We start from the raw sequence: 22,865 nt of genomic DNA on the forward strand, positions 1-22,865 counted from the left end.
GCCGTGCACTAACCAAAGGAACCCAACCACCACGGTTTTCGGCGCGGGTCAGGGGTGGGTAGGGGGGCCGCCAAACGAGAACGCAGCACAGCAACGCGCCGCCCGCCGCCCCAGCCCCAACACCCCCCCCACACCCCCCGCACCGCGCCTAAACCGTGGTGGTTGGGTTCCTTTGGTTAGTGCACGGCTGGAAATTGTTTGGGTCCTCACCGGTGGGTAGCGGGTGAGGACCGTTGTGGTTTGGTTCTCGCGGGCTGTACCGGTGACGACTGGGTGGGTTGGTTCCTATTGGTGTGTGTACCCCATTGATAGTGCATCAACGGGGTGGTTTGCGACGGTGGTCGGTGTGTTGTCGGTGGGGGGACGAATCGGGGGGTGGGCTGGTTGGGTGGGGGGGCTTAGGGTGAGGGTGTGAGTGGTGTCTCCGAGGGTGCCGGGGGGCTGCCTGATCCTCGGCTGCGGGCATTCGTTCGTGGCTACGAGGGATATCTGCTGCGGGGGTTCGAGGGGGGCACGCATGTGGGGATGCCGGGGACCGATCTCACCGTGATCATCACCATCGACGAGCCGATCGACATCTCCGTCTCGCCGGAGCCGGGGCAGGGGCCGGGGAGTTGGGAGGCCATTGCCAGTGGGCTCACCGTGCGGCCGTGCACCGTCGCGCACAACGGGTTTCAGCACGGCATCCAACTGGCGGTGACGCCGCTGGGGGCGCGGGTGCTGCTCGGTGCGCCGGTTGCCGAGCTCGGGTCGTGGATCGTCGATCTGACCGATCTGCTCGGTGCGGACGCGCGGGAGCTGCGCGAACGGGTGTCGGCCACCTCGGACTGGCCGGAGCGGTTCGCGATCCTGGACGAGATGCTGCTGCGCCGTGCCGCCGACACCGCCATCGACGCCAATCTCCGGCGCGCCTGGGAGTTGCTCACGGCGCGCTGCGGGCGGGCCCGGGTCGCCGAGGTGGCCGACGAGATCGGCTGGAGCCGACGGTATCTGGCGAATCGGTTCGCCGCCGAGTTCGGGATCACGCCGAAGGACGCCGCGCGGCTGGCCCGGTTCCAGGCCTCGCATCGGCTGCTGCGGTCGGTCGCCTACGACTCGGCCGGGCCCGCGGCGTATCGGCTGGACGTCTCGATCGGCGAGGTGGCCGCGACCGTCGGCTACTACGACCAGGCGCACATGGCGCGGGAGTGGCGGGAGCTGGCGGGCATGCCGCCCTCGGCCTGGCTGGCCGCCGAGCAGTTCCCATTCGTCCAAGACTCCGATGTCGGGGCGCTGCGAAGCTCGGATACATGAGCGAGACAACAGCAACCGGAACCAGCACACGCACCGGCACGGCGCTGTGGCCGTGCCTGTCTTACCGGGACGCGCCCGCGGCGATGGACTTCCTGCGACGCGCCTTCGGCTTCGCCGAGACAGCCCGCTACGGCGACGGGGACGTGGTCGAACACGCCGAGATGAGGCTGCCCGGTGGCGGCGGCGTCATGCTCGGCACCACGCGGCCCGACTCGGCACTGGACCAGCTGCCGCCCGGCACCGGCGCGGTCTACGTGGTCATCGACAGCCCGGACGAGCTGTACGCCCGGGCCACCGCCGCCGGGGCCACCATCACCCAGGAATTGCGCGACGAGGACTACGGATCCCGCGGTTTCACCTGCCGGGATCCCGAGGGCGTGTTCTGGAGTTTCGGCACTTACGCCGGAACCCCGGGCCACCACTGAACTGCGGCCCGGATACCGGAGAACTCAAGCGGGGGTGTGACCGGCCGGGACGCGTTCGGCCTCCCGCGGCGGCGGTGGCGGAGTGCCGTCGCCGAACGGCCGCCCGCCGAGCTCCTCCCGGCCGTGCGGGGTGAGCCAGTTCGACAGATCCGGGCCCTTCGGGACGATCCGGCTCGGGTTGATGTCGGCGTGCACGATGTAATAGTGCTGCTTGATCTGGGTGAAGTCGACGGTGTCACCGAACCCGGGCGTCTGGAACAGGTCGCGGGCGTACGCCCACAGCACCGGCAGCTCTGTCAATTTGTTGCGGTTGCACTTGAAGTGCCCGTGATAGACGGCATCGAAGCGCACCAGCGTCGTGAACAGCCGCACGTCCGCCTCGGTGATGGTGTCGCCCACCAGGTATCGCCGGGTCGCCAGGCGCTCGGACAGCCAGTCCAGCGCCGTGAACAGCCGGTCGTAGGCGGCGTCGTAGGCGTCCTGTGCCCCGGCGAAGCCGCAGCGGTAGACACCGTTGTTGACCTCGGTGTACACCCGGCGGTTGACGGCGTCGATCTCCTCGCGCAGCGCCTCGGGGTACAGCTGCGGCGCGCCCGGCCGGTGGTACCGCGTCCACTCGGTGGAGAAGTCGAGCGTCATCTGCGCGTAGTCGTTGGTGACGACCTGCCCGGTCGGCACGTCGACCACCGCTGGCACGGTGATGCCGCGCGGGTAGTCGGGGACCCGCGCGAAGTACGCGTCCTGCAGGAAGTGGATGCCGAGCACCGGATCCACCCCGCCCGGATCGAGATCGAAGGTCCAGCTGCGCTTGTCGTGCGTCGGGCCGCACAGGCCCAGCGAGAGCACATCCTCCAGCCCGAGTAACCGGCGCACGATGATCGTCCGGTTGGCCCACGGGCAGGCCCGCGCGGCGACCAGGCGGTAGCGGCCGGGCTCGACGGGATATCCGTCGCGGCCGTCGGCGGTGACCCGGGTGGTGATGTAGTTCGTGTCCCGCTTGAACTCGCCGGGCTCGATGTAGGTGGCATTGTCGGACGGCGTGGAACTCACCCGCCCAGTCTCGCAGATCGATCTTGTGTCCGGCATCGCCGCGCACGGCGGGCGCGTCTCGCCCGGGTGTTCCGTCCGGCGGCAGGGCCCGGATACATTCGGCCGATGAGCGATTCGAAACCCACCCGCCTGGACCTCGTGGAGACCGACAAGGGCGCGCAGCTGGCCGTGCTCACCATCGACAGCCCGCCGCTGAACCTCTTCGACCGGGCGATGCTGGAGTCGCTGGCCGCCGACATCGCCGAGCTGAGCGCCCGGCCACCGCGCGCGGTGCTGCTGCGCGCCGAGGGCAAGGTGGTCTCCGGCGGGGTGGACGTCAAGGTCTTCGACGGGCTCTCGGCCGACCAGGGCGCCGAACTGTGGCGGTCGCTGTTCGAGCGGATCATCCATCCGCTGGAGGCGCTGCCGTGCCCGGTGGTGTTCGCGGCGCACGGGCTGACGCTGACCGCGGCCTTCGAGATCGCCCTGGCGTGCGACATCATCCTGGCCGGGTCGACGGCCAAGTTCGGTCTGGTGGAAACCGTGGTGGGGCTGACCCCGTCGATGGGCGGCCCGCAGCGACTGGCCGAGCGGGCAGGTTCGGGCCGCGCGCGGGAACTGGTGATGACCGGCGACCTGTACGGCGCCGGGGAATTGGCCGAGTGGGGCGTGGTCAACGCCGTGCACGAGGACGTCGACACCGCGGCCCGCGCCCTCGCCGCCCGGCTCGCCGACGGCCCCACCCGCGCGCACGCGGCGACCAAGCGCATCGTGGCGGCGTGGCGTTCCGGCGGTGTGGCGCACGCGGATTCGGTGACCCCGGAGGTGTCGGGCGACCTGTTCGCCACCGCCGACCTGCGCGGCGCGGTCCGCAGCTTCCTGGAGGTCGGACCAGGAAAGGCGACCTACACCGGACAGTGACCCGGAACCGACTGGGACACGTTTGCCGACTATCCGCCCGAGTTTGTGATCTGAGTCATATAGTCACAGATGCCTGCCGGATCGAGGCGCTCGGAGGGACCCATGGCGCAGTTGTTGGTCGAATACCCGCAGTCGCGAAACACGGGGTGCGGCAACCCCCTTGCGCGTGGCGCCGACGGCGTGCTGCGCTACGGAAACCTGAATCCCGCGCTCACCGAGCTGCTCGACGTGCAGGTGCACTCCTTCTCCGGGCGTGAGGCGGTCGTCGAGATCGGCGGCCCGCGGCTGACCTATCGGCAGCTGTGGCACTCCGCCTCGCGGATCGCGGGAGGTTTGCAGGAGCACGGAATCGGCTACGGCGACCGGGTAGCGGTGCGGATGCCGGTGGGGGCGCGGTGGGTTCAGGCCTTCCTCGGCGCGTTGCTGTCCGGGGCAGTGCCGGTACTGGTGCACGACGGCCTGTCCGACGATGCCGCCGCCCGCGTCCTGTCCGACAGCCGGGCGGATTTCGTACTGGGCGGCGGCGCGGGCGCCGAACTGCCCGACGGCGCGGCGTTCATCGACGACGGCGCCTCGCTGAGCGAGCTGGCGCTGCTGTGCTACACCAGCGGCGCGGTCGCGCACGAGGACCCCGTGCTGCCCCGAGGGGTGGAGCTGACCAACGAGAACCTGCTGTCGGCGGTCCGGTCGATGGTGGGCGCGCTGGATCTGCCCACCGACGGGCTGCGCAATCTGGTGCTGCTGCCGCTGGCACACGCGAGCGGCTGTGTCGATCAGCTGCTGCCGACGTTCGCCGTCGGCGGCACGGTGGTGCTCGTCCCGGATCCGGCGCTGGTCGCGGAAACCATTGTGGCCGAACGCATCGACACGGTGGCGGCGACGCCGCGCATCTTCGCCGGGCTGCTGCCCGAACTGGCCGGCTTGCGGGCCGAGGGCGTGCGGCAGGTGTGCAACGCCGGGCACCGCACCGAGCTGGCGGCGACCGACCCGGGCACCTCGGAGGTGGTGGCCGCCGCGCTGCGCGAGGTGTTCCCGCTCGCCCGGCAGTGGTCGGTGTGGGGCGCGACCGAGACCAGCGGCATCGGCCTGGCCCTGGCCGATCAGGGCGAGACGCTCCCGGCCGACCTGCTCGGATTCGCGTTCGGCGGTACGGAACTGGCGCTGTGGGGGCCGCACGCGGCGGCCGGGCACGGCGAGTTGCTCTGTCGCGGCCCCAATGTCACCCCGCGCTACTGGAACGACCCGGAGACCACCGAATCACGTTTCACCGGTTCGTGGTTCCACACCGGCAACGAGGTGGACATCGACGAGCGCGGTCTGGTGCATCGCGCGGGATAACTGTTTCCTCTCCCGGAATGCCTATTCGAGGAGGCGATCGCGCAGGCGGTTGCGGAGGTCGTCGGTGAAACCGATGGCGGTCGAATAGCCCTCGAGGTCGCCGTACAGCCGGTGCATCGAATCCGTGCCCTCCGCAAGGTATTCCGGGGAGACGCCGAGCACGTCGAGCGGAAGTGTCACGCGCCCGCCCGAATTCAGCTCGACATCGGCGCGCAGCGCGTCCACGGCGTCGTTGCTCAGCAGGTAGTCCTCGAGCAGATCGGTCTCTGCGACGCCGACCGCGCGCAACAGCGTCGCGATCGCCCAGCCGGTGCGGTCCTTGCCGGCGGCGCAGTGCACCAGCACCGCGCCGTCGCCGCGGACCAATGAGCGCGCGATCGAGACGATGGCCACACCGGCCTCCGGCATCGCCGGAAAGGACCGATACACCTGCAGCATCTCCTGCCAGGGCTCGTCGTGCACCACCTCGTGCGGTGGCTGCTCGCCGATGCGGGAATCGAACGGGGTGTGCTCCAGGCGCACCCCGGCGGGCAGCAGGTCGGCGCCCAGGTGGCGGATCTCCTCGGGTCCGCGCAGGTCGTGGACGGTGGCGAGGCCCAGTTCTCGCAGTGTGGCGTGCCCGTCGGCGTCGACTCGGCACAGCTGCGCCGACCGCAGCAGCGCTCCGGTGCGGACACGCGCTCCGCTGTCGGTGCGAAGGCCGCCGACGTCGCGGTAGTTGAACGTGCCGGAGACGAGGAGATGATCGGGGCGCGCGATGGTCACATTTCCAGGCTATCGGCGGACCGGTAGCGCGCGGGTGTCGTTCTCCGTTGTGTGATCTGCCACAGCCGAACGGTACCGCGGGTAGCGAGCGCGTAGAGTCTTGTCGGTTACGGGTAGTGATCCCCGCGGATATCGATATCCGCTGGATCGCGCCGCGGTCCCGGATGGGTAACAAAACATTCTTTCAGTCTGGAAACACCCAACGAACCTGGTCTTCGTCCCCGAAAACCCTCTACCATTGATGAATGTTGATACGGGTCGACCGGGTTGGTATCCGGTGCGATCAATGCGGATCCGCAACCCGTTGTGAGCGAGCCGCGCAGGCGAGGTGCGCGCGTTCTTTCGCCCGAGGGAGTCGTCGTTGAACGCTAGTGGAGAAATTATCGAGGTACGGCCACATCCGACCGTCGAGGAGGCGGTCGACAAGGCAGCCACCGCCATCGATTGCACCGGCACGCGGGCATTGCGAGTCCTGCTGCATGCCGGGGTCAGTGCGCTGTGGCCGGCTATCAAGGCCGCGCCGCACAAGCAGATCCGTACCTACGAGTCGACCATCGCGGCGCTGCGCCGCCGCTGGGCCAACCGCAACGAGCCCGTGGCGGATCCCGTGGTCGCGGCGCTGTTCCGGGACCTCGACGCCGAGGTCGGGGCCTTCCTGAGGTTGTGCGCGGAGCGGTCGAACACCGAATGGCTGGAACCGGTCGAGGCGATCGCGGCCTACTCGGTGGCCGTGATGCAGGGCACGGTGCTGCGCTGGCTGGCCGACTGCGACGACGAGACGACGCTGGTGGTGCTGGACGACCTCGTCTCGAGCCTGTCCACCAAGGCCGTCGACCGCTGACCGGCAGCCCGCTGAGCCTCGTGATTCTCCACAAGTTGGACGGTTGACCAGTAACGCGGTTACGTGGTTGAGTGGTACGGATGACAGATCCGTCGCCGATCCCCGGCCTGCAGGCCGCCACCGCGGACTTGGACCCGCCGCTGGCCGCCCTCGACCTGGCCGCCCTGCGCGCGAATGCCGCGGACCTCACCCGCCGCGCCCGCGGCGTGCCGATCCGGGTGGCGAGCAAGTCGGTGCGCTGCCGCGCGGTGCTGGAAGAGGTACTGGGTCCCGAGCTGACCGCGTCCGGCGGATTCGCGGGCATCATGGCCTATTCGCTGCGCGAGGCGGTCTGGCTGGCTCACCAGGGCGCACGTGACATCCTGCTCGGCTACCCGAGCGTGGACCGGGCCGCATTGGCCGAACTCGGCGACGACGAGACCCTGCGGGAATCCATCACGCTGATGGTCGACGACCCCGCCCAGCTGGAACTGATCAAGACGGCCGTGGGCAGTGCGCGGGTGGCGCCGCGGGTATGCCTGGACGTGGACGCGTCGCTGCGCATCGGCCCGGTGCACCTGGGCGTGCGCCGCTCGCCGATCCGCACGCCGGAGCAGGCGGCGCGGCTGGCCCGCACCGCCACCGAGCGCGGCTTCCGCGTGGTCGGCGTGATGACCTACGAGGCGCAGATCGCGGGACTGCCCGACACCAACCCGGCCGTGCGGCTGGTGAAGCGGGCCTCGGCCGCCGAGATCGGCAAGCGCCGCCACCGGGTGCTCGACGCGGTGCGGTCGGTGGTGGGTGAGTTGGAGATCGTCAACAGCGGCGGCAGCGGATCGATCGAGGTGAGCGTCTCCGATGCCGAGATCACCGAGGTGACCGCGGGCTCCGGGCTGTACGTCCCCACGCTGTTCGACGGCTACCGCGCCTTCACGCCGCGCCCGGCGCTGTACTTCGCGCTGCCGGTGCTGCGGCACCCGGCGCCGGGCCTCGCGACCGCGTTCGCCGGTGGTTACATCGCCTCCGGTCCGGCCGGGCCGGCGCGGGTGCCGAAACCGGTGTGGCCCAAGGGCTTGCGACTTATCGGCACCGAAGGCGCGGGTGAGGTCCAGACGCCGCTGACCGGCGCGCGGGGGCTGGCGATCGGGGACCGGGTCTGGTTCCGGCACGCCAAGGCGGGCGAATTGTGCGAGCGTTTCGACAGCATCCAGGTCGTCGACACCGACGGCACCCGGACCACCGTCCCGACCTATCGCGGCGAGGGCCGGAACTTCGGATAGCGTTGCGGCACGGGCACTCCGGCCCGGCTACGGCGACACCAGCTCCAGGAAGGTCGCGAGGTCCGCGAGCTGTTCCCGGGTCTCGGGCAGATACTCCGTCAGCAGCGGCGAGTGCACGACCAGCGCGCTCCACAGCGCCCGCGACACGACCGTGGTGAGCCAGTGCCGCGACAGCAGGGTGTCGATACCATGCGGGGCCTCGGCGGGGGAGGAACTGGTCATCGACACCAGCACCACGGCGGCCTCCCGGCCCGCGAACCGTTCGGCGGTGCCGACCAGCACATCCTCGATCCGGGCGCGGGACAGCAGGGTTCGGATGCGCGCGGCCTGCGCGTGGTACGGCGTGACGACCAGGATGTCGTGCGGATGCAGCCGACGGGTCACCGCGCCCTGCCGCCACGGCAGCCCGAGCAGCCCGCGCACCCGGCGCACGATCTCGCGGGCCTCCTCCGCGGATTCGGTGCCGTTGCCGTGATGTTCGACCGGGATCGACCGCACGCCCGGCGGTACGCCGTCCAGATCGCGTGCCAGCGTGACGGTTTCGGTGGACCGCAGGCGGCCGCCGTAGCGCAGCCGGGACACCGGCTCACACAGCCGCGGATGCATTCGCCAGGTGCGGTCCAGGAAGTAGCCGAATTCCGGTGGCAGCGTGGGTCCTTCGCCGACCAACCGGCCCAGCGCCGACTCGTACACCGGTTCCGGGTGGGCGCCGTGCGCGGGCAGCGGCGCGGGATCGCCGAGCAGCAGCAGATTCCGGGCCGACGCGGCCGCGGCGACCGCGTCGGCGAGCGGGAAATGGCCCGCGTCGGCCACCATCAGCAGGTCGAGGGAGCCCGGCGCGACGCGTTCGGCATCGGCGAAAGCGCTGGGTAGCCCGCCGATCACGCAGCCGTTGACGGCGTTGTCGAGGAAACGCGGGTAGCGGTCCGGGGCGATGGACAGCCATTCCGGCGCCACCGCGCGGGCGTCGGACTTCGCCACCAATTCGGGAAGCACACCGACCCGCACCAGCCCGTCGAGTACCTCCTCGACCGCCCAGTGTGATTGCGCGACAACGCCGACCCGCCACTTGTAACGGGTGACGAGGCGCTCGATCACCCGGGCCGCGGTATCGGTCTTGCCGGTGCCCGACGGGCCCTGCACCGCCACATAGGAATCGTCGAGGTCGAGCACGGCGGCGGTGACGGCGGCGGCATGGTCGCCGAACACCTCCGGCAGGGCGTCGGCGGTGCGCAGCCGCGGCGGGCGGCGCAGCAGCAGGTCGAAAGCGGCCGTCGCGGGAATCTCCGGGAGCGTCATCAACAGGTGGTGCCCGGCGAATTCCAATGCCGCCTCGATGTTCTCGTCGCGGCCGGGCAGACCGGGCACGATCGCGACCGGCAGATCGTCGTACGGGGCGCAGCCCTCGGGCAACAGTTCCTCGACGCGCACGGTGTCGTCGAAATTGTCGTCCAGCGCGCAGCCGAGCACGGTGGCCGCGGCGGTGGCCCGCCGTCCAGGCACGGCCCGCATACCGGGCACGGGGTGGTCGTAGAGGGTGCGCACGGCGGTCCCGGGCGGCGGTGCGCTGCCGGTGCCCAGGCGTCCGGTGAGCTTCAGGTATCGCCGCATGGGTCCGTGGCCGGTGCTGTGCCACTTGGTGTCGACGGAGCCCCAGTCGGCGACGAGGACGCCCGGGGTGTCGGCCCATTCGGCGATCGGGCGGTGCAGCCGGTCGGCGTGGGCCCAGTGCAGCGGCTGGCGTTCGCGGCGGCGGTAGCCCAGTGCGGCGGCCATCAGCCCGGCGGCTTGCTGTGCGGGCGTGCGGCATCCGGCCGGTTCCGGTGTGGCGTCGGCCGTTTCCGCCGGCTCGGCGCGGGTCGCTCCCGTCATGCCCTCGAACGCGAATTCACGCAGCGCCGCTTCCACCGCGGCCGGCGACTCCGCGGGTGTCTCGCGCGGCGCGGGCGTGGCCCGAATGTCGTTCTCGGCGGCCAGTTCCCGCAGCCGGTCGCGCAGGCGGGCGATGCGCGCGCACTCCGATTCCAGGTCGTCACAGGCGGATTCGCTGCCCAGCAGGCCGCCCAGGTCCGCCAGATCGTAGGACCGCTCGCCGACCACCAGCGCCGACCGCACGATCGGATACAGGTCCACCAGGGCGCCGAGCAGGTCGTCGGAGATCTCCTCGTCGGCGCCACAGCCCGCGCACAACTGCGCCAGCAGAGGGCGAGCCGGTGAACGGTAGTGGTATATGCGCAGTTCGGGATGGCGCTGCTGCCGGTCGGCCAGGAATTCCAGCAGGGCGGCCGGATCGTCGTGCAGGCCGAAGGCGTGGAACAGGATCGCCGCGGCGTCCTCGCCCTCCTCGGTCGGACGCGCCGGCAGCACGCCGACGCCGACGACGGTGGCCGGGGTGCCCGCGAGCGCGAGGAAGACATCGCCCGGCGAGGACACGGGCAGCGCGGCGAGCGCGGCCGCGTTGGTCAGGGCGTACACCGGCTCCCCGGTGCGTTCGCCGCGCAGCTGCATCTCGGCCTGGCGGCGCAGCGCCGCGAACGTCTGGGTGGCGACCCTGGTCACGGCGGCATCGGAATGCACCAGCCGGTCCACCGTGGTGATACCGGCATCGCGCAGCTGCGCCCGCACCGTCGGCCGCATCCCGGCCACCAGCAGCAGATCGCGGCCGGTCACCAATTCCGTGGTGCACGTCGTGCATTCCCCGCACGCCAGGTACCGGCGGTCGCCCCACTGCACCGGCAGCAGTTCGTTCTGCTTGGCCTCGAGGACGGCCGCCAGGCGCCGCCGCCGCGCGGCGAACACCCGGGCCGCGTCCGCCAGCGGGTACTGCGACACCGAGCCGTCCGGGTGGCGGACACGCAGTGCGGGGTCGACCCGGAAGCCCATGTGCCGCAAGGCTTCCGCGCAGGCGGCCAGTTCGAGCAGGGTGGCGATCGGCGCGTCGGCTCGCGCGGGACCGTAGAGGGTGTAGCAGGCCGATTCGAGGGGGAGCACCGGAAGTTCCGGTACCACGCTCGCGGCGTGCTCGTCGCCGGAATCGGTGCGGACCAGGGCCGCACAGCGGGCGGCGAACGCGCCGTCGAAGAAGACGCCCCCGGCGATCGCGTCCGCTCCGTCGCGCAGTGCGGCGGCCGTCCGCTCGTGCGCTCGGTGCAGCGCCGCGACGGTCTCGGCCGCGGTGCCCGGTTCCGGCGCATCGATTCCGACGACATCGAGTCCGGGCAGGTCGACGGCCTCGTGTTCGGGCAGCAGTACACCGGCGCCGGCCTCGACCCGCGCTACCAGACCCAGTTCGGCATCGAGCGCGCGCAGCAGCGCGAACTCGCAGTGCGCCGCCGCCACCAGGTCACCGGTGCTGCACACGACACGATCACCGACCAGAATCAATCGCGGCCCTCCTGCGCCTCGGACACCCGCACCCGGCCGTCGCGTTCTTGTGTGCCGAGTCGCGACTCAGCGTAATCAGTCGAGGTAGAACGGCGTGGCGTGAGGGGGGCGTGTCGTCGTATGGTCTGGACGGGCGCGTGTGAAAAGACATCGGAGCGCGGACCGGGGCGGAGTCGAAGACCGGTGCGGCGCCGAGCGTGGAAGGGGTTGCCGGATGCCGTTTTTCGACGGGGCTCGGGGGCGCCTGCACTATCGGCAGTGGCTGGTGGAGCGGCCGCGGGCGGTGCTCGCGCTGCTACCGGGCACCGGTCAGCACAGCGGGCACTACCACCGCTTCGCCCGCGGCCTCGCCGCCGCATCGATCGAGGCGTGGGCACTCGATGTGCCGGGTCAGGGCCTGAGCGAGGGCGATCCGCGGGCGCCCGGCACGCCCGCCGAACTGGCCGCCGACGCGCGCGCGTTCGTCACGCTGGTGCGCACCCGGCGTCCCGGGACGCCGCTGATCGTGGCCGGTCATTCGCTCGGCGCGGCCACCGCGCTGACCGCGCCGCCGGAGTGCGCGGGCCTCGTCCTCACCGGAACTCCGCGCCGGGCGATCGAATCCGGACCGGTGTTGCCGCCGGGTTTGCCGGTCCTGCTGCTGCACGGCGTCGACGACCGCCGCGCCCCTATCGATCCGATTCGGGACTGGACGACGCGGGCGCAATCGGTAGGGTTGCGGTTGCGCGAGTATGCCGATGCCGGGCACGATCTGCTGCACGAACCGGTGCAGGCACAAGTCACCGCCGACATCGTGGAGTGGATCCAGGGCGTCGTCGCGGAACCGGTGCGCCCGTGATGTGAGCACGAGAAAGGGGGACCGGTGCGATCGCAAGAACCGGGGGACCTGCGTAGTGATGTCGCGGCCCTGACCCAGGCGGTCGACGACGGTCGGCTGTGGATCGACGGCGTGCTCGTCGCCGAGGGCGTGCACGAGCGCTGTGCCCGGCGCTACGAACAGCTCGCCGATCAAGTGGAGCAACAGATCCGGACGCTGCGCGCGGCCGCGTCGCTGCCCGGATTCGGCGGCTTCGAATCGGGCAACGCGCTGCGCCGCGGCTTCGAGGACAAGGCGGCGCAAGGCGCGGAGCGGTTGCAGGAGTACGCCGATGCCGCCCGGCAGCTGGCGCAGGCGCTGCGCGCGGCGGCCGCCGCCTACACCGAGGGCGACGCGGAGATGTCCGCGGTGATCGGGCGCGTCGGCGCCGATACGGTGGGGGTGGGCCATGCGTAGGATCAGCGGAAATCAGGCCGCCGAGCCCGATCCCGACTACTCGCCGACGGTCGAGGTCTTCGATCGGATGCGCTACGACGAGATCTATCGCGGTGTGCTGCAAATGAATCCCGAGGTGCTGACGGCCGGTCGGCAGACCTGGCAGAACGCGGCCGCCGGGGTCGGCGACGCGGTTCAGCAGGCGCACGCGGAGATTCGCGGCGCCATCACGGACGGCTGGCGCGGCAGCGCCGCCGAGCAGGCCGTCGTCGCGATGCAGGCCTTCGAGGAACTGGGACAGCATGTGGCCGACGTGATGTCGGCGGTCGCGCAGCGGCTCGGGCAGGCCAACGACGCCGCCGAGACATTGCGCGGTGCGGTGTCGAGGCCGGTGGACGTGGGCGCGGATCTGGAAGCGGCGCTGCTGGATCCGAAGCGCGCCACGCTCAATGTCGCCGCGCAGAAGCAGGCCGAGGGCCTGCGCCAGGACGTGGTCCGAGTGATGGACACGGTGTACGCGGGCGCGTTCGTGCCGACCGGCAACGGTGTGCCGGGATTCCCGCAGGGCGGAATGTACCCGGCGCCCGAGGAACCGGGCCCCGGGCCCGGTGTCGACAGCGGGCCGGACGCGACCGATTCGCCGGCGGGGCCGGATTCCGTCATCGCCGGTGTCCCGAATGTGACTGTGCCGCAAGCTGTCAACGGCGAGCAGATAGCCGAATCCGAAGACAATTCCGGCGATCCGGCCGAGCCGGGTGACGACACCGTGGCTCCGGCCGCGGTCGCGCCCGCCGCGGCGACCACCCCCGCCGCCGTGGCCGCCGCGGAGCCCGTGGCGGCACCGGCGTCCGACCGTCCGGCGGCGGCGGTGGCTCCGGCGAGCGTGGCGAATACCGTTGCGCCGCACGGCATACCGGCTTCGGGCCGGGCCGCCGCGGCGACGCCCGCGCCGGGCCCGGTGGCGGTGGTGGCTCCGCGCCGGCCCGCCGGGGCGGCCACCACGGCGCAGAGTTCCGAGGATCAGCGCAAGCGCGAGGATCAGGAGCAGCGCCACGAACCGACCTCCGACGCCGTGGGCGGAATGGGCGCCGGTGTGGTCGGCGGTCTGGCGGGCAGTGCGCTGGCCGCCGGTGACGCCGTCCGCTCCGGCCCGGGTATTCCGGTGCCGCCCAAGCGTTCCCAGTACGACGAGGACGACGACGAGGAGTACTACGATTTCGACGAGCCGACCTACCTGGAGCCGGCCGAGCCCGGCACCGAGCTGGTCGGTCAGCTCGATCCGACCACGCCCCCGGTGGTCGGCGAATGGGCCGAGGACTACTGACGGCCGGATGAGCGAGATCCCTTCGACCGAGGCGGGCCGCCGCCGGTGAGATGGACCCTCACCCCGGACCAGTTCGCGCTGGCCTGGGAGCGGACCGACGGCGACCGGATCCCGTATCCGCTGGCGGTGCGCCTGTCCGCCCGGGACAGCGCCGAACGCGCCGCCCAGCTGCCCGCCCTGCGCGAGTGGTGCGACAACACGCTGGACCCGGATCTGGAGGCGGCCCTGCGGGTCCTGTCGCGCCCGGCGATCCAGGTGGAGGTGGTCGGCGAGCACGGTCTGCCCGGACAGGTGCAGCCGGTGCGGGTGCTCGGTGCGACCGCGGGGCAGGTCACGGTGGTCGCGGCGCAGCGCGCGGGGGACAGCCCCGACCGTGGTTCCGACGTCCGGCTGTTCGTCGGAGCCCCGAAAGTTCTTGCGGCGCGCGTGGTTTCGGTGCTGCCGGAGAATTCTCCGGGCGCCGGTCCGCGGCACACCGCGCCGCTGGACCGCGTGCGGGAGGACAGCCGGGATCTGGTGACGGTGCCGGTCGCGGGTCCGACGATCTCGGCGCGGATGCGACGGCTGCTCCGGCAACCCCGCGACGGTATCGGCCAGATCGTCGTCTCGGCCCGCCGCGCCGACGGGTCCATGCGCCCCCTCGGCGTGCTCTGCTGGATCGATGTCGCGGGCGACGGCCGCTACACGGTGCGCACCCGCGCCGAGGTCGACATCGTCCCCGTGAACGCCGAAACCTTTGCCGCCCAGCTCCGCCCGCTGGTCGCCGCCGCCGAACGTCTGGTCGCCGAGCCCGCCGATTGGTGAGTGCGCGTCGGCGTCAGCCCGGCCGAAGCGCGCCGGACAGGAGGCGCTATTCCCGGCTTTCTCCCGGACCGGGATTGTGTTCGGGAATCCCCGATCGGATGATGTCGATGACCTCGTCGTCGCTCAGTTGGTGGAAGTCCTCGTAGGCGCCGCCGACGCCGCCGAGCACGCGGGGCACCAGGGGACAGACCGTCTCGTCGGCGAGTTTGCCGACTCGGTGCAGGGCCTCGGGGGAGGAGACGGGCACCGCCACAATGATCCGGCGGGGTTCGAGCAGTCGGACGATGCGGCACGCCACCGCGACGGTCGCGCCGGTGGCCATGCCGTCGTCGACGATCACCACCGTGCGGTTCCGCGGCGTGACGGGTGGTGCGTGCGCGCGCAGGATCCGTTGGCGGCGTTGCAGTTCCGTGTGTTCCAGTTCCTCGGTCTCGGCCAACTGGGCCGGTGTCACGTCGGTGTGATCGACCACGTCCTGGTTCAAGACCCGCAGGCCGCCTTCGCCGATCGCGCCCATGGCCAGTTCGGGCTGCCAGGGCACGCCGAGTTTGCGTACCAGCAGTATGTCGAGGTCGCCGCCGATCACCGCGCGGACCGCGGCCGCCACCGGCACCCCGCCGCGCGGCAGTCCGAGCACCAGCGGGTCCGACGCCCGCAGGTGCAGTAGCGACTCACCCAGCGCGCGACCGGCGGTGGCGCGATCCGGATAGATCATGGTCCGTCCAGTCTAGCCGTGTGCGCTGGTCACTACCCGGGCTCGACGGTGAACCGGCGCAGCGACAGGCTCGGATTGGTGGCGCGCACCTGCTCGAGATGCGCGAGATCGACTCGGGCCGTGGCGATTCCGGCCGTCTCACCGAGTTCGGCCAGCAGCGTGCCGGCCGGGTCCACGATCATCGAGGCGCCCGCGCCGCGCGGCCCGGCCTGATCGGCGGCGGCGACGTAGACGGTGTTCTCGATCGCGCGGGCGCGCAGCAGCGTCGTCCACTGGTCGACCTTCGCCGGGCCCGGAATCCATTGCGCCGGAAGCAGCAGCACGTGCGCACCGGCGGCGGCGACGCGCCGGCAGCCCTCGGGGAAGCGCAGGTCGAAACAGGTCTGTAGGCCGAACACCACGCCGTCGACGGTGAAGACGGCCGGGTCGGTGATCTCGCCCGGCAGCACCACGTCCGACTCCCGGAATCCGAAGGCGTCGTACAGATGTACCTTGCGGTACACCGCCGCGAACTCGGCGTCCGGCGCCGCCGCGACGAGCGTGTTGTAAATGCGGTCGGACTCCCCGCCGCCGGGCGCCTCCACCACGCCCGCCACCAGGTGCACCCCGAATTCGGCTGCCAGGCCGCGCAAGCCGTCGACCCACGGCCCGGTGATCGGTTCCGCCGCCTCGACCACCCGCCGATCCAGCCGGGTCACCGCGAACATCGAATACTCCGGCGCGACCACCACCCGCGCGCCGTGCTCGGCCGCCGCGCGCACCTGTTCGCGCAGCGTCGCCAGGTTGGCGTCCTTGTCGGTGTAGGGGCCGAACTGCACCACGGCGACATCGAGGGACGGGGCCGGTTCCGGAGTCTCCGCGGGCGCGGCGGCCCCGCCGGGTTCCAGCCCGGCGGCCGGCGGCCGGGGTGCGCCCGCGGCCGTCGCCCCCGAGTAGCTGACGACCACCGACGTCGCTTCGCCCCGTGCGCCGGGCTCGGATCCGGTGGTGGTGGCGGAGTTCGCGGGTGCGCCGGTGACGTCGGGCACGGTCGGCTCGTGCGGTTGCATAGGTCTCACCGTATTGGCCCGAGGGTCGGGGCGGCCACCGCCACGAAGTAAAGTACTGGTCAATGAGCACCTCACCGGTCGACAGTGGTTCCTTCGCCGACGACGAGAGGGACGTAACCGACCCGTCCTTCGCCGATCTCGGTATCGACGATCGCATTCTGACAGCGATCGCCGACGTCGGCTACGAGTCACCGTCGCCGATCCAGGCGGCGACGATTCCGCCGCTGCTCACCGGGGCCGACGTGGTCGGTCTGGCGCAGACCGGAACGGGCAAGACGGCCGCGTTCGCCATTCCGATCCTGATGGGTCTGGAGAACCGCGGCAAGGCCCCGCAGGCGTTGGTGCTGGCGCCCACCCGCGAGCTGGCGATCCAGGTGGCGGAGGCCTTCGGCCGCTACTCCGCGCATCTGCCCGGCGTGCACGTGCTGCCGATCTACGGCGGCCAGAACTACGCCGTGCAGCTGTCCGGACTGCGCCGCGGCGCCCAGGTGGTGGTCGGCACCCCCGGGCGCGTCATCGACCATCTCGAGCGCGGCACGCTGGACCTGTCCCAGCTGCGGTACCTGGTGCTGGACGAGGCCGACGAGATGCTCAAGATGGGTTTCCAGGAGGACGTCGAGCGGATCCTCGCCGACACCCCGGCCGAGAAGCAGGTGGCGCTGTTCTCCGCGACCATGCCGGGGGCGATCCGCAAGATCTCCAAGCAGTATCTGAAGGAGCCGGTCGAGATCACGGTCAAGGCCAAGACCGCGACCGCGACCAATATCGGCCAGCGCTGGGTGCATGTATCGCACCATCGCAAGTTGGACGCCCTGACGCGCATCCTCGAGGTCGAGCCGTTCGAGGCGATGATCATCTTCGTGCGCACCAAGCAGGCGACCGAGGAACTGGCCGAGAAGCTGCGTTCGCGCGGCTATTCGGCGGCCGCCATCAACGGCGACATCGCGCAGAACCAGCGCGAGCGCACCATCGGTCAGCTCAAGTCGGGTGCGTTGGACATCCTGGTCGCCACCGACGTGGCCGCGCGCGGGCTGGACGTCGACCGCATCTCGCACGTGGTCAACTACGACATCCCGCACGACACCGAGTCCTACGTGCACCGCATCGGCCGTACCGGCCGGGCCGGTCGCAGTGGTGAGGCGCTGCTGTTCGTCGCGCCGCGCGAACGCCGCCTGCTGGACGCGATCGAGCGCGCCACCCGCCAGCCGCTGACAGAGATGCGGCTGCCGAGCGTGGAGGACGTCAACGCGCAGCGGGTGGTGAAGTTCCACGACGCCATCACCGAGAATTTGGCCTCGCCGAATCTGGCGCTGTTCCGCAAGCTGATCGAGGACTACGAGGCCGAGCACAACATCCCGCTGGCCGACATCGCCGCGGCGCTCGCGGTCGGCGGCCACGACGGCGACAACTTCTTCATGGAGCCCGAGCCGGAGCCGGAGCGGCGCGAGCGGGGACCGCGCAAGTTCGACGACCGGGAACGTCGCCCGGAGCCGAGCGGGACCGGCCACCACCGTGCCACCGGTGCGGAGATGGCGACCTACCGGATCGCCGTCGGCAAGCGTCACCGCGTGGTGCCGGGCGCCATCGTCGGCGCGATCGCCAACGAGGGCGGTCTGCGGCGCAGCGACTTCGGCCACATCAGCATCCGGCCCGACCACAGCCTGGTGGAACTGCCGGCGGACCTGCCGCCCGAAACCCTGGACGCGTTGCGCCGCACCAGGATCAGCGGCGTCCTGATCCAGCTGCAACCCGACCAGGGCCCGCCCGGCCAGCGCCCTCTCGGCCGCGCCCCGCGCCGCCCCGAACGCCGCCCGGATCGCCGCAAGCCCCGCTCCTGACCCGCGCTCCGCGTACCGGCCTGCTATTCGAAACCGTGACGCGGAGATGCCGATGCGGGTGACGCGCGGAAGAAGCTGTCCCGCATTTCCGCGGGGCTCATCGCATAGCGCTGTTGGAATGCCGCTCGGAAACCGCTGAGGGACCCGAATCCGGATGCGAACGCGATGTCGCCGATGGGGCGGTGTGGATCGCGCAGGCGCAAGAGAGCCTGATCGAGACGGCGGAGACGCAGCAATTTCCCGGGTGTCGTCCGGCCGGTCTCTTTCAACGCCGAGGTGAGGGTGGTGAGCGAGCAGCCCAGGTGCTCGGCGATCGCCGCCGGGGTGAGGTTCGGGTCGTCCGAATGTGTGTGGATATGGATGCGGGCACGCTCGGCGAGGGCGGCGCGGCCGTGCAGTTGGTGCGCACGGTCCTGATCCAGTGCTGATTCGAGCAGGTTCAGCAAATGGCGGCTGCCTTGGATGAATTCGCTCGCGGTCATTCTGCCGGCGAATCGGGCGAGGATGCGGAGCTGGGCGGCCAGCATGGCGATCAGGGGCCGATCCGGTGTCAGGGTCAGGGGTGCGCGGCCGCTGAGCTGCCCGATGACCGGGCCGTCGGGGATGGTGAGAATGAGCGCGCGGGCGTGCGCCGCGTGGGCCAGCGCCATGGGTGCGTCCATGCGGATCAGTCCGAGTTCTCCGGTGCCGATCTCGGAGCTCTCATCGGCCTGCGACAGGCTGATCCGGCCATGTGTCGGAAGGACGAGCCTGCCGCTGTGGTCGTCGTCGCCGCGGGCATGCCGGGCGGTGCGGCGGTACCGGATCGTGTCCGAGGCGAAGGTGACGAGCTGCTGGTCGGCGCAGCGCTGCACCGTGGTCGAGCCGGAAAAGTCCTGCACGGACGCGAAATCGAATGCCATGCGACCGTGGTTGTGCTGCACGTGAGCTTCCCAGCACGCCGTGCGTTCGGCCGGCGGGACCGCGCGCGTGTCCAGCCCGGTCGCCAGGTATTCCGTCTCCACCTCGAGCCCCTGCGAAAATCTGTCGCCATACCCGTCGAAATCTGTTCGTATCACGGGTTATTCGCGTCCTAATCTCTGTCATTGTGCACTGATTCGACATACAGCGCACCACTCGACGAGGAGGCGTGAGCGATCGTGAAAATAGCCGATATCGGTGGTATCGACGTGGCTTACCAAGACGAGGGACCGCAGGGCGGCATCCCGATCGTTTTGTCGCACAGCTTGTTCTTCGACTCGTCCATGTTCGACGAACTGGCCGCCCGCTATGTGGCGCAGGGCTTCCGGGTGATCTCCTACGACCACCCGGGACAGGGGCGCAGCGGAGATGCGACGACCGACCGTTTGACGGTCGATGCGCTCGCCACGACTGCCGCCGGCCTGATCGCCCGCCTCGATCTCGGACCCGTCCATTTCGTCGGTAACAGCCTCGGCGGAATGGTGGCCGTGCGTCTGGTGGCGCGCCGGCCGGAATTGTTGCGGAGCGCCGTGGCGTTGGGATCGTCGGCGCGCTCGGAACTCAAAGTTGTCGAATACGCTCCGCTCGCTACGCATTTGACCGCGTATGGTGCGCGCGAACGCGCCGACATCATCCTGCACATCATGTTCGGAGACGACACGCTCGCCGAGGGCGGCGCTATGGTTCGGCGATGGCGTGACCATATCGCCGCGCTGCCGCCGCGGATCGGGCCTGCCGTGAAGGGCGTGATCTACCGCGGCGACATGGAAAACGAACTGCGCCTCGAACGTGCGGCCGGTGATCGCGTCGTTCCGGTGCTGGCTATCGCGGGCGAGCAAGACCACGCATATGAACCGGCCATCGCCGCGGAGCACCTGGCCGCCGCCACCGCCGGACGTTCGGTCGTCCTCCCCGGCTGCGGCCACTCGGTGGGCCTCGAGAAGCCGCGCGAGGTATTCGAGGAAACCACCGCGTTCTTCGCGGAGACCGCCGCCCTGGGCACCGGATAGCGATCCGATCACCGGCCGAGTGGTAGGCGTCAGTTGTCGCCGGTGGGGGCCGCGTTGGTGTCGGGGGCGGTCAGTTGGGCCTCGGTGGACGCGGGGCCGGGGGCGGACGGGGTGGACTGGCCCGGGCGGGTGGGTTCCGGCCTGGGGGCGTACGGATCGGTCAGGGGGTTGGGGTAGACCGTGACGACACCGATGGTGGGGGCCATGACGCAGGTGGCGCCGGGGTAGCCGATCGTGCCCCACATGCCGGCGACGATGGTCCCGGGTCCGCTGTCGACGGTCTTGGTCAGGCTGGGCGTCCCCGTGTCGGTGCGCTCGTCCAGCGTCGCGACCCCGCTGCGCCCGTTGCCGGTGTTCAGCCAGGCCACGGTCAGACCGGAGGCGGTGGGATAGCCCCACATGTTCGGGGTGGCCTGGAAGCGCACGGTGGCGTACTCACCGGCGATGCCGCGGTCGGGTCCGGGCACACCCGCGGCGCCGGCGACCGCGGTCAGCGAGATCGGGAAGTTGGTACCGCAGCCGAACGTGGGCGCCTGGTACCAGAACGGCGTGAAACCACCCGCGATGTGGTCGAGCTCGGCGGCGGCGATCAGCTGTGCCGAATTCGCCAGCGCGCCGACACCTGCCTGCGCGGCGGGATCCGGGCCGACGGCCGCGCCGAGCTGCGCGACGGCGGCATCGATCGGCGACGCGGCGGGTTCGGCGGCGGCGCTGCCCAGCCCGGTCGCCACACTCATGCCGCAGGCGGCCGCGACGGCGGCCAGGCGTGCGAAGGTCTTGCCGTTCACTGGTCGTGCTCCCTCATCGTGAACTCCCACTCGCAGCAACGTACCAGCTCGGGGTGGTGAGGTGGGCGCACCTGCCGGTCGCGGGCGGATTCGGCGGGAATCGCGGTGTGATCCAGGCGACAGGCTTAGATTACCGAAGGGTAGGTTTGATGCCGGACATTCGAACACGGTGGGAGACGCCCATGAAACTTGCCCTGTCACCCGACGAGGTGGCCTTCCGGGACGACCTGCGCCGGCTCTATCGCAGTGCGATTCCGGCCGAGATCCGCGAGAAGGTGGAGTTCGGGCGCGAGCTGTCCCGCGAGGACATCGTCACCTCGCACAAGACCCTGCACGAGCACGGCCTGGCCGTGCCGAACTGGCCGGTCGAGTGGGGCGGCAAGGACTGGACCCCGATCCAGCGCCACATCTGGGAAGACGAAATGCAGCTCGCGTGCGTACCCGAGCCATTGACGTTCAACGCCAACATGATCGGCCCCGTGATCGCCCAATTCGGTTCGCAGGAACTGAAACAGCGATTCCTGCCGCCCACCGCGGCCCTCGACATCTGGTGGTGCCAGGGCTTCTCCGAGCCCGACGCCGGTTCCGATCTGGCGGCGCTGCGCACCACCGCGGTGCGCGACGGCGACTCCTACATCGTCAACGGCCAGAAGATCTGGACCACGCTGGCGCAGTACGCGGACTGGATCTTCTGCCTGGTGCGCACCGACCCGAACGCGCCGAAGAAGCAGGCCGGCATCTCGCTGCTGCTGTTCGACGTCAAGACGCCCGGCGTCACGATCCGGCCGATCAAGCTGATCGACGGCCACCACGAGGTCAACGAGGTCTTCTTCGAGAATGTCCGGGTCCCCGCCGACCAGCTCGTCGGCGAGGAGAACATGGGTTGGACGTACGCGAAGTTCCTGCTCGGCAACGAACGCACCGGCATCACCGGCGTCGGCCGTACCAAGGTCCGGCTCGCGGTGGCGAAGAAGTACGCGGCGCAGACGAAGGTGGCGGGCGGCACCCTGCTGGCCGACCCGGTGTTCGCCGCGCGGGTAGCGGAGCTGGAGAACGAACTCCTGGCGCTCGAGTTGACGCTGCTGCGGGTGGTGGCCAATTCCAGTGAGGGCAAGCCTAATCCGGCCTCGTCGGTGCTGAAACTGCGGGGCACCGAACTCCAGCAGGCCGCGACCGAACTGCTGCTGGACGTCGCGGGCCCGGACGCCCTGCCGGTCGGCGCCGCGGACATCGGCTCCCCGGACTGGGCGCAGCGCACCGGTCCCAGCTATCTGAACTACCGCAAGACCACCATCTACGGAGGTTCGAGCGAGGTGCAGCGCACCATCATCGCCTCCACCATCCTCGGATTGTGAGGCGCCGCCATGGATTTCGAACTCACCGATGAACAGGTGCTGCTCCGCGACACCGTGCGCGACCTGCTGGCGCGGGCCTACGACCCGGAAACGCGATTGAAGGTGCTCGAGACCGATCTCGGCTGGAGCCGCGAGGTATGGTCGCAGCTGGCCGAATTGGGCGTGCTCGGGCTGAGTTTCGCCGAGGAGGACGGCGGCATGGGCGCCGGGCCGGTGGAGACCATGGTCGCCATGGAGGAGATCGGCCGGCGGCTCGCGCCGGAGCCGCTGCTGGACGCGGTGCTGCTGCCGGGCGGGCTGATCGCCCGCGCGGGCAGCGCCGAGCAGCGGCAGCGCGTATTGCCGGAAGTGGCGGCGGGCAATGTCCTGCTGGCCTTCGCGCACGAGGAGCCGGGATCTCGGTGGCCGGCCCCCGAGGTGGCGACGCGGGCCGCGGCCGCCGGCGCCGGCTACCGCCAGACCGGCGGGGAAAACCCGGTGCCGCCCGGGGATTTCGCCGGCCGCCGGGTGGTCAG

At 70.7% G+C, this 22,865-nt stretch carries 21 protein-coding genes; 14 read left to right on the forward strand and 7 right to left on the reverse strand.

Annotated features, from left to right (window positions below):
• The first annotated feature begins 411 nt into the window (after positions 1 to 411).
• Positions 412 to 1,293: a helix-turn-helix domain-containing protein gene (locus tag QH470_RS31700; protein WP_280276053.1), complete on the forward strand. Its 882-nt coding sequence runs from the start codon at positions 412 to 414 to the stop codon at positions 1,291 to 1,293.
• Positions 1,290 to 1,718 (forward strand): VOC family protein, encoded by a 429-nt coding sequence (locus tag QH470_RS31705; RefSeq protein ID WP_280276054.1) that lies wholly within the window; start codon positions 1,290 to 1,292, stop codon positions 1,716 to 1,718. The genes QH470_RS31700 and QH470_RS31705 overlap by 4 nt, the downstream gene beginning before the upstream one ends.
• 24 nt (positions 1,719 to 1,742) lie before the next feature.
• Here the strand turns inward: QH470_RS31705 and QH470_RS31710 are convergent, their stop codons facing one another.
• Positions 1,743 to 2,804: a glutathione S-transferase family protein gene (locus QH470_RS31710; protein ID WP_425302820.1), complete on the reverse strand. Its 1,062-nt coding sequence runs from the start codon at positions 2,802 to 2,804 to the stop codon at positions 1,743 to 1,745.
• Between the two features lie 69 nt (positions 2,805 to 2,873).
• On the opposite strand from QH470_RS31710, the gene QH470_RS31715 reads away from it, so the two are divergent.
• Positions 2,874 to 3,668, forward strand: coding sequence for an enoyl-CoA hydratase/isomerase family protein (locus QH470_RS31715; protein ID WP_280276056.1), 795 nt, complete (start codon positions 2,874 to 2,876; stop codon positions 3,666 to 3,668).
• Between the two features lie 102 nt (positions 3,669 to 3,770).
• Positions 3,771 to 5,006, forward strand: coding sequence for a class I adenylate-forming enzyme family protein (locus QH470_RS31720; RefSeq protein ID WP_280276057.1), 1,236 nt, complete (start codon positions 3,771 to 3,773; stop codon positions 5,004 to 5,006).
• Between the two features lie 21 nt (positions 5,007 to 5,027).
• Here the strand turns inward: QH470_RS31720 and QH470_RS31725 are convergent, their stop codons facing one another.
• Entirely contained in the window at positions 5,028 to 5,771 is a 744-nt protein-coding gene (locus tag QH470_RS31725; protein WP_280276058.1) for a tyrosine-protein phosphatase, read from the reverse strand.
• A 361-nt stretch (positions 5,772 to 6,132) separates the two neighbouring features.
• On the opposite strand from QH470_RS31725, the gene QH470_RS31730 reads away from it, so the two are divergent.
• Together QH470_RS31730 and QH470_RS31735 are read left to right on the forward strand one after the other, a co-directional pair.
• On the forward strand, positions 6,133 to 6,612 hold the full coding sequence (locus tag QH470_RS31730; RefSeq protein ID WP_280276059.1) for a TetR family transcriptional regulator: 480 nt from the start codon (positions 6,133 to 6,135) through the stop codon (positions 6,610 to 6,612).
• 80 nt (positions 6,613 to 6,692) lie between these two features.
• A complete protein-coding gene (locus QH470_RS31735; protein ID WP_280276060.1) occupies positions 6,693 to 7,871 on the forward strand; it encodes an alanine racemase in 1,179 nt (392 codons plus the stop codon).
• Positions 7,872 to 7,898: 27 nt separating this feature from the next.
• Here the strand turns inward: QH470_RS31735 and QH470_RS31740 are convergent, their stop codons facing one another.
• On the reverse strand, positions 7,899 to 11,255 hold the full coding sequence (locus QH470_RS31740; protein WP_280276061.1) for a bifunctional RecB family nuclease/DEAD/DEAH box helicase: 3,357 nt from the start codon (positions 11,253 to 11,255) through the stop codon (positions 7,899 to 7,901).
• A gap of 214 nt (positions 11,256 to 11,469) precedes the next feature.
• On the opposite strand from QH470_RS31740, the gene QH470_RS31745 reads away from it, so the two are divergent.
• From QH470_RS31745 to QH470_RS31760, 4 genes are read left to right on the forward strand one after another with little or no spacing between them, the layout of a single operon-like run.
• Positions 11,470 to 12,093 (forward strand): alpha/beta hydrolase, encoded by a 624-nt coding sequence (locus tag QH470_RS31745; RefSeq protein WP_280276062.1) that lies wholly within the window; start codon positions 11,470 to 11,472, stop codon positions 12,091 to 12,093.
• A 24-nt stretch (positions 12,094 to 12,117) separates the two neighbouring features.
• Complete coding sequence (locus tag QH470_RS31750) at positions 12,118 to 12,528, forward strand: hypothetical protein (protein ID WP_280276063.1); 411 nt, start codon at positions 12,118 to 12,120, stop codon at positions 12,526 to 12,528.
• On the forward strand, positions 12,521 to 13,831 hold the full coding sequence (locus tag QH470_RS31755; RefSeq protein ID WP_280276064.1) for a WXG100 family type VII secretion target: 1,311 nt from the start codon (positions 12,521 to 12,523) through the stop codon (positions 13,829 to 13,831). The genes QH470_RS31750 and QH470_RS31755 overlap by 8 nt, the downstream gene beginning before the upstream one ends.
• Positions 13,832 to 13,876: 45 nt before the next feature.
• A complete protein-coding gene (locus QH470_RS31760; RefSeq protein ID WP_280276065.1) occupies positions 13,877 to 14,635 on the forward strand; it encodes an ESX secretion-associated protein EspG in 759 nt (252 codons plus the stop codon).
• 46 nt (positions 14,636 to 14,681) lie between these two features.
• Here QH470_RS31760 and QH470_RS31765 read toward each other — a convergent pair whose 3' ends face one another.
• Both QH470_RS31765 and QH470_RS31770 read right to left on the reverse strand, forming a co-directional pair.
• Positions 14,682 to 15,350, reverse strand: a complete 669-nt coding sequence (locus QH470_RS31765; protein ID WP_280276066.1) for a phosphoribosyltransferase — start codon at positions 15,348 to 15,350, stop codon at positions 14,682 to 14,684.
• A gap of 32 nt (positions 15,351 to 15,382) precedes the next feature.
• Entirely contained in the window at positions 15,383 to 16,237 is an 855-nt protein-coding gene (locus QH470_RS31770) for a carbon-nitrogen hydrolase family protein (protein ID WP_280276073.1), read from the reverse strand.
• Positions 16,238 to 16,461: 224 nt separating this feature from the next.
• Between QH470_RS31770 and QH470_RS31775 the strand changes: the two genes are divergently transcribed.
• The gene (locus QH470_RS31775; protein ID WP_280276067.1) at positions 16,462 to 18,237 is read left to right on the forward strand and encodes a DEAD/DEAH box helicase; all 1,776 of its coding nucleotides are present in this window, start codon (positions 16,462 to 16,464) and stop codon (positions 18,235 to 18,237) included.
• Positions 18,238 to 18,260: 23 nt separating this feature from the next.
• On the opposite strand, the gene QH470_RS31780 is transcribed toward QH470_RS31775, so the two are convergent.
• Complete coding sequence (locus QH470_RS31780) at positions 18,261 to 19,241, reverse strand: helix-turn-helix transcriptional regulator (protein ID WP_280276068.1); 981 nt, start codon at positions 19,239 to 19,241, stop codon at positions 18,261 to 18,263.
• A gap of 135 nt (positions 19,242 to 19,376) precedes the next feature.
• Between QH470_RS31780 and QH470_RS31785 the strand changes: the two genes are divergently transcribed.
• A complete protein-coding gene (locus QH470_RS31785) occupies positions 19,377 to 20,207 on the forward strand; it encodes an alpha/beta fold hydrolase (RefSeq protein ID WP_280276069.1) in 831 nt (276 codons plus the stop codon).
• A gap of 29 nt (positions 20,208 to 20,236) precedes the next feature.
• Here QH470_RS31785 and QH470_RS31790 read toward each other — a convergent pair whose 3' ends face one another.
• A complete protein-coding gene (locus QH470_RS31790) occupies positions 20,237 to 20,995 on the reverse strand; it encodes a hypothetical protein (protein WP_280276070.1) in 759 nt (252 codons plus the stop codon).
• Positions 20,996 to 21,177: 182 nt separating this feature from the next.
• Here QH470_RS31790 and QH470_RS31795 point away from each other — a divergent pair, with 182 nt between their 5' ends.
• Entirely contained in the window at positions 21,178 to 22,350 is a 1,173-nt protein-coding gene (locus QH470_RS31795) for an acyl-CoA dehydrogenase family protein (protein ID WP_280276071.1), read from the forward strand.
• Positions 22,351 to 22,359: 9 nt separating this feature from the next.
• On the forward strand, positions 22,360 to 22,865 hold a 506-nt coding region (locus QH470_RS31800; protein WP_280276072.1), incomplete at its 3' end, for an acyl-CoA dehydrogenase family protein.

Origin of the sequence: Nocardia wallacei, assembly GCF_029868745.1 — a bacterium.
GTDB classification, from domain to species: domain Bacteria; phylum Actinomycetota; class Actinomycetes; order Mycobacteriales; family Mycobacteriaceae; genus Nocardia; species Nocardia wallacei_B.

What these genes read in the sequence shown, in the direction of transcription:
- QH470_RS31705 (WP_280276054.1), top strand. Translation starts at nt 1,290, where the DNA reads ATGAGCGAGACAACAGCAACCGGAACCAGCACACGCACCGGCACGGCG.
- QH470_RS31710 (WP_425302820.1), bottom strand. Translation starts at nt 2,804, where the DNA reads ATGCCGGACACAAGATCGATCTGCGAGACTGGGCGGGTGAGTTCCACG.
- QH470_RS31715 (WP_280276056.1), top strand. Translation starts at nt 2,874, where the DNA reads ATGAGCGATTCGAAACCCACCCGCCTGGACCTCGTGGAGACCGACAAG.
- QH470_RS31720 (WP_280276057.1), top strand. Translation starts at nt 3,771, where the DNA reads ATGGCGCAGTTGTTGGTCGAATACCCGCAGTCGCGAAACACGGGGTGC.
- QH470_RS31735 (WP_280276060.1), top strand. Translation starts at nt 6,693, where the DNA reads ATGACAGATCCGTCGCCGATCCCCGGCCTGCAGGCCGCCACCGCGGAC.
- QH470_RS31745 (WP_280276062.1), top strand. Translation starts at nt 11,470, where the DNA reads ATGCCGTTTTTCGACGGGGCTCGGGGGCGCCTGCACTATCGGCAGTGG.
- QH470_RS31755 (WP_280276064.1), top strand. Translation starts at nt 12,521, where the DNA reads ATGCGTAGGATCAGCGGAAATCAGGCCGCCGAGCCCGATCCCGACTAC.
- QH470_RS31765 (WP_280276066.1), bottom strand. Translation starts at nt 15,350, where the DNA reads ATGATCTATCCGGATCGCGCCACCGCCGGTCGCGCGCTGGGTGAGTCG.
- QH470_RS31775 (WP_280276067.1), top strand. Translation starts at nt 16,462, where the DNA reads ATGAGCACCTCACCGGTCGACAGTGGTTCCTTCGCCGACGACGAGAGG.
- QH470_RS31795 (WP_280276071.1), top strand. Translation starts at nt 21,178, where the DNA reads ATGAAACTTGCCCTGTCACCCGACGAGGTGGCCTTCCGGGACGACCTG.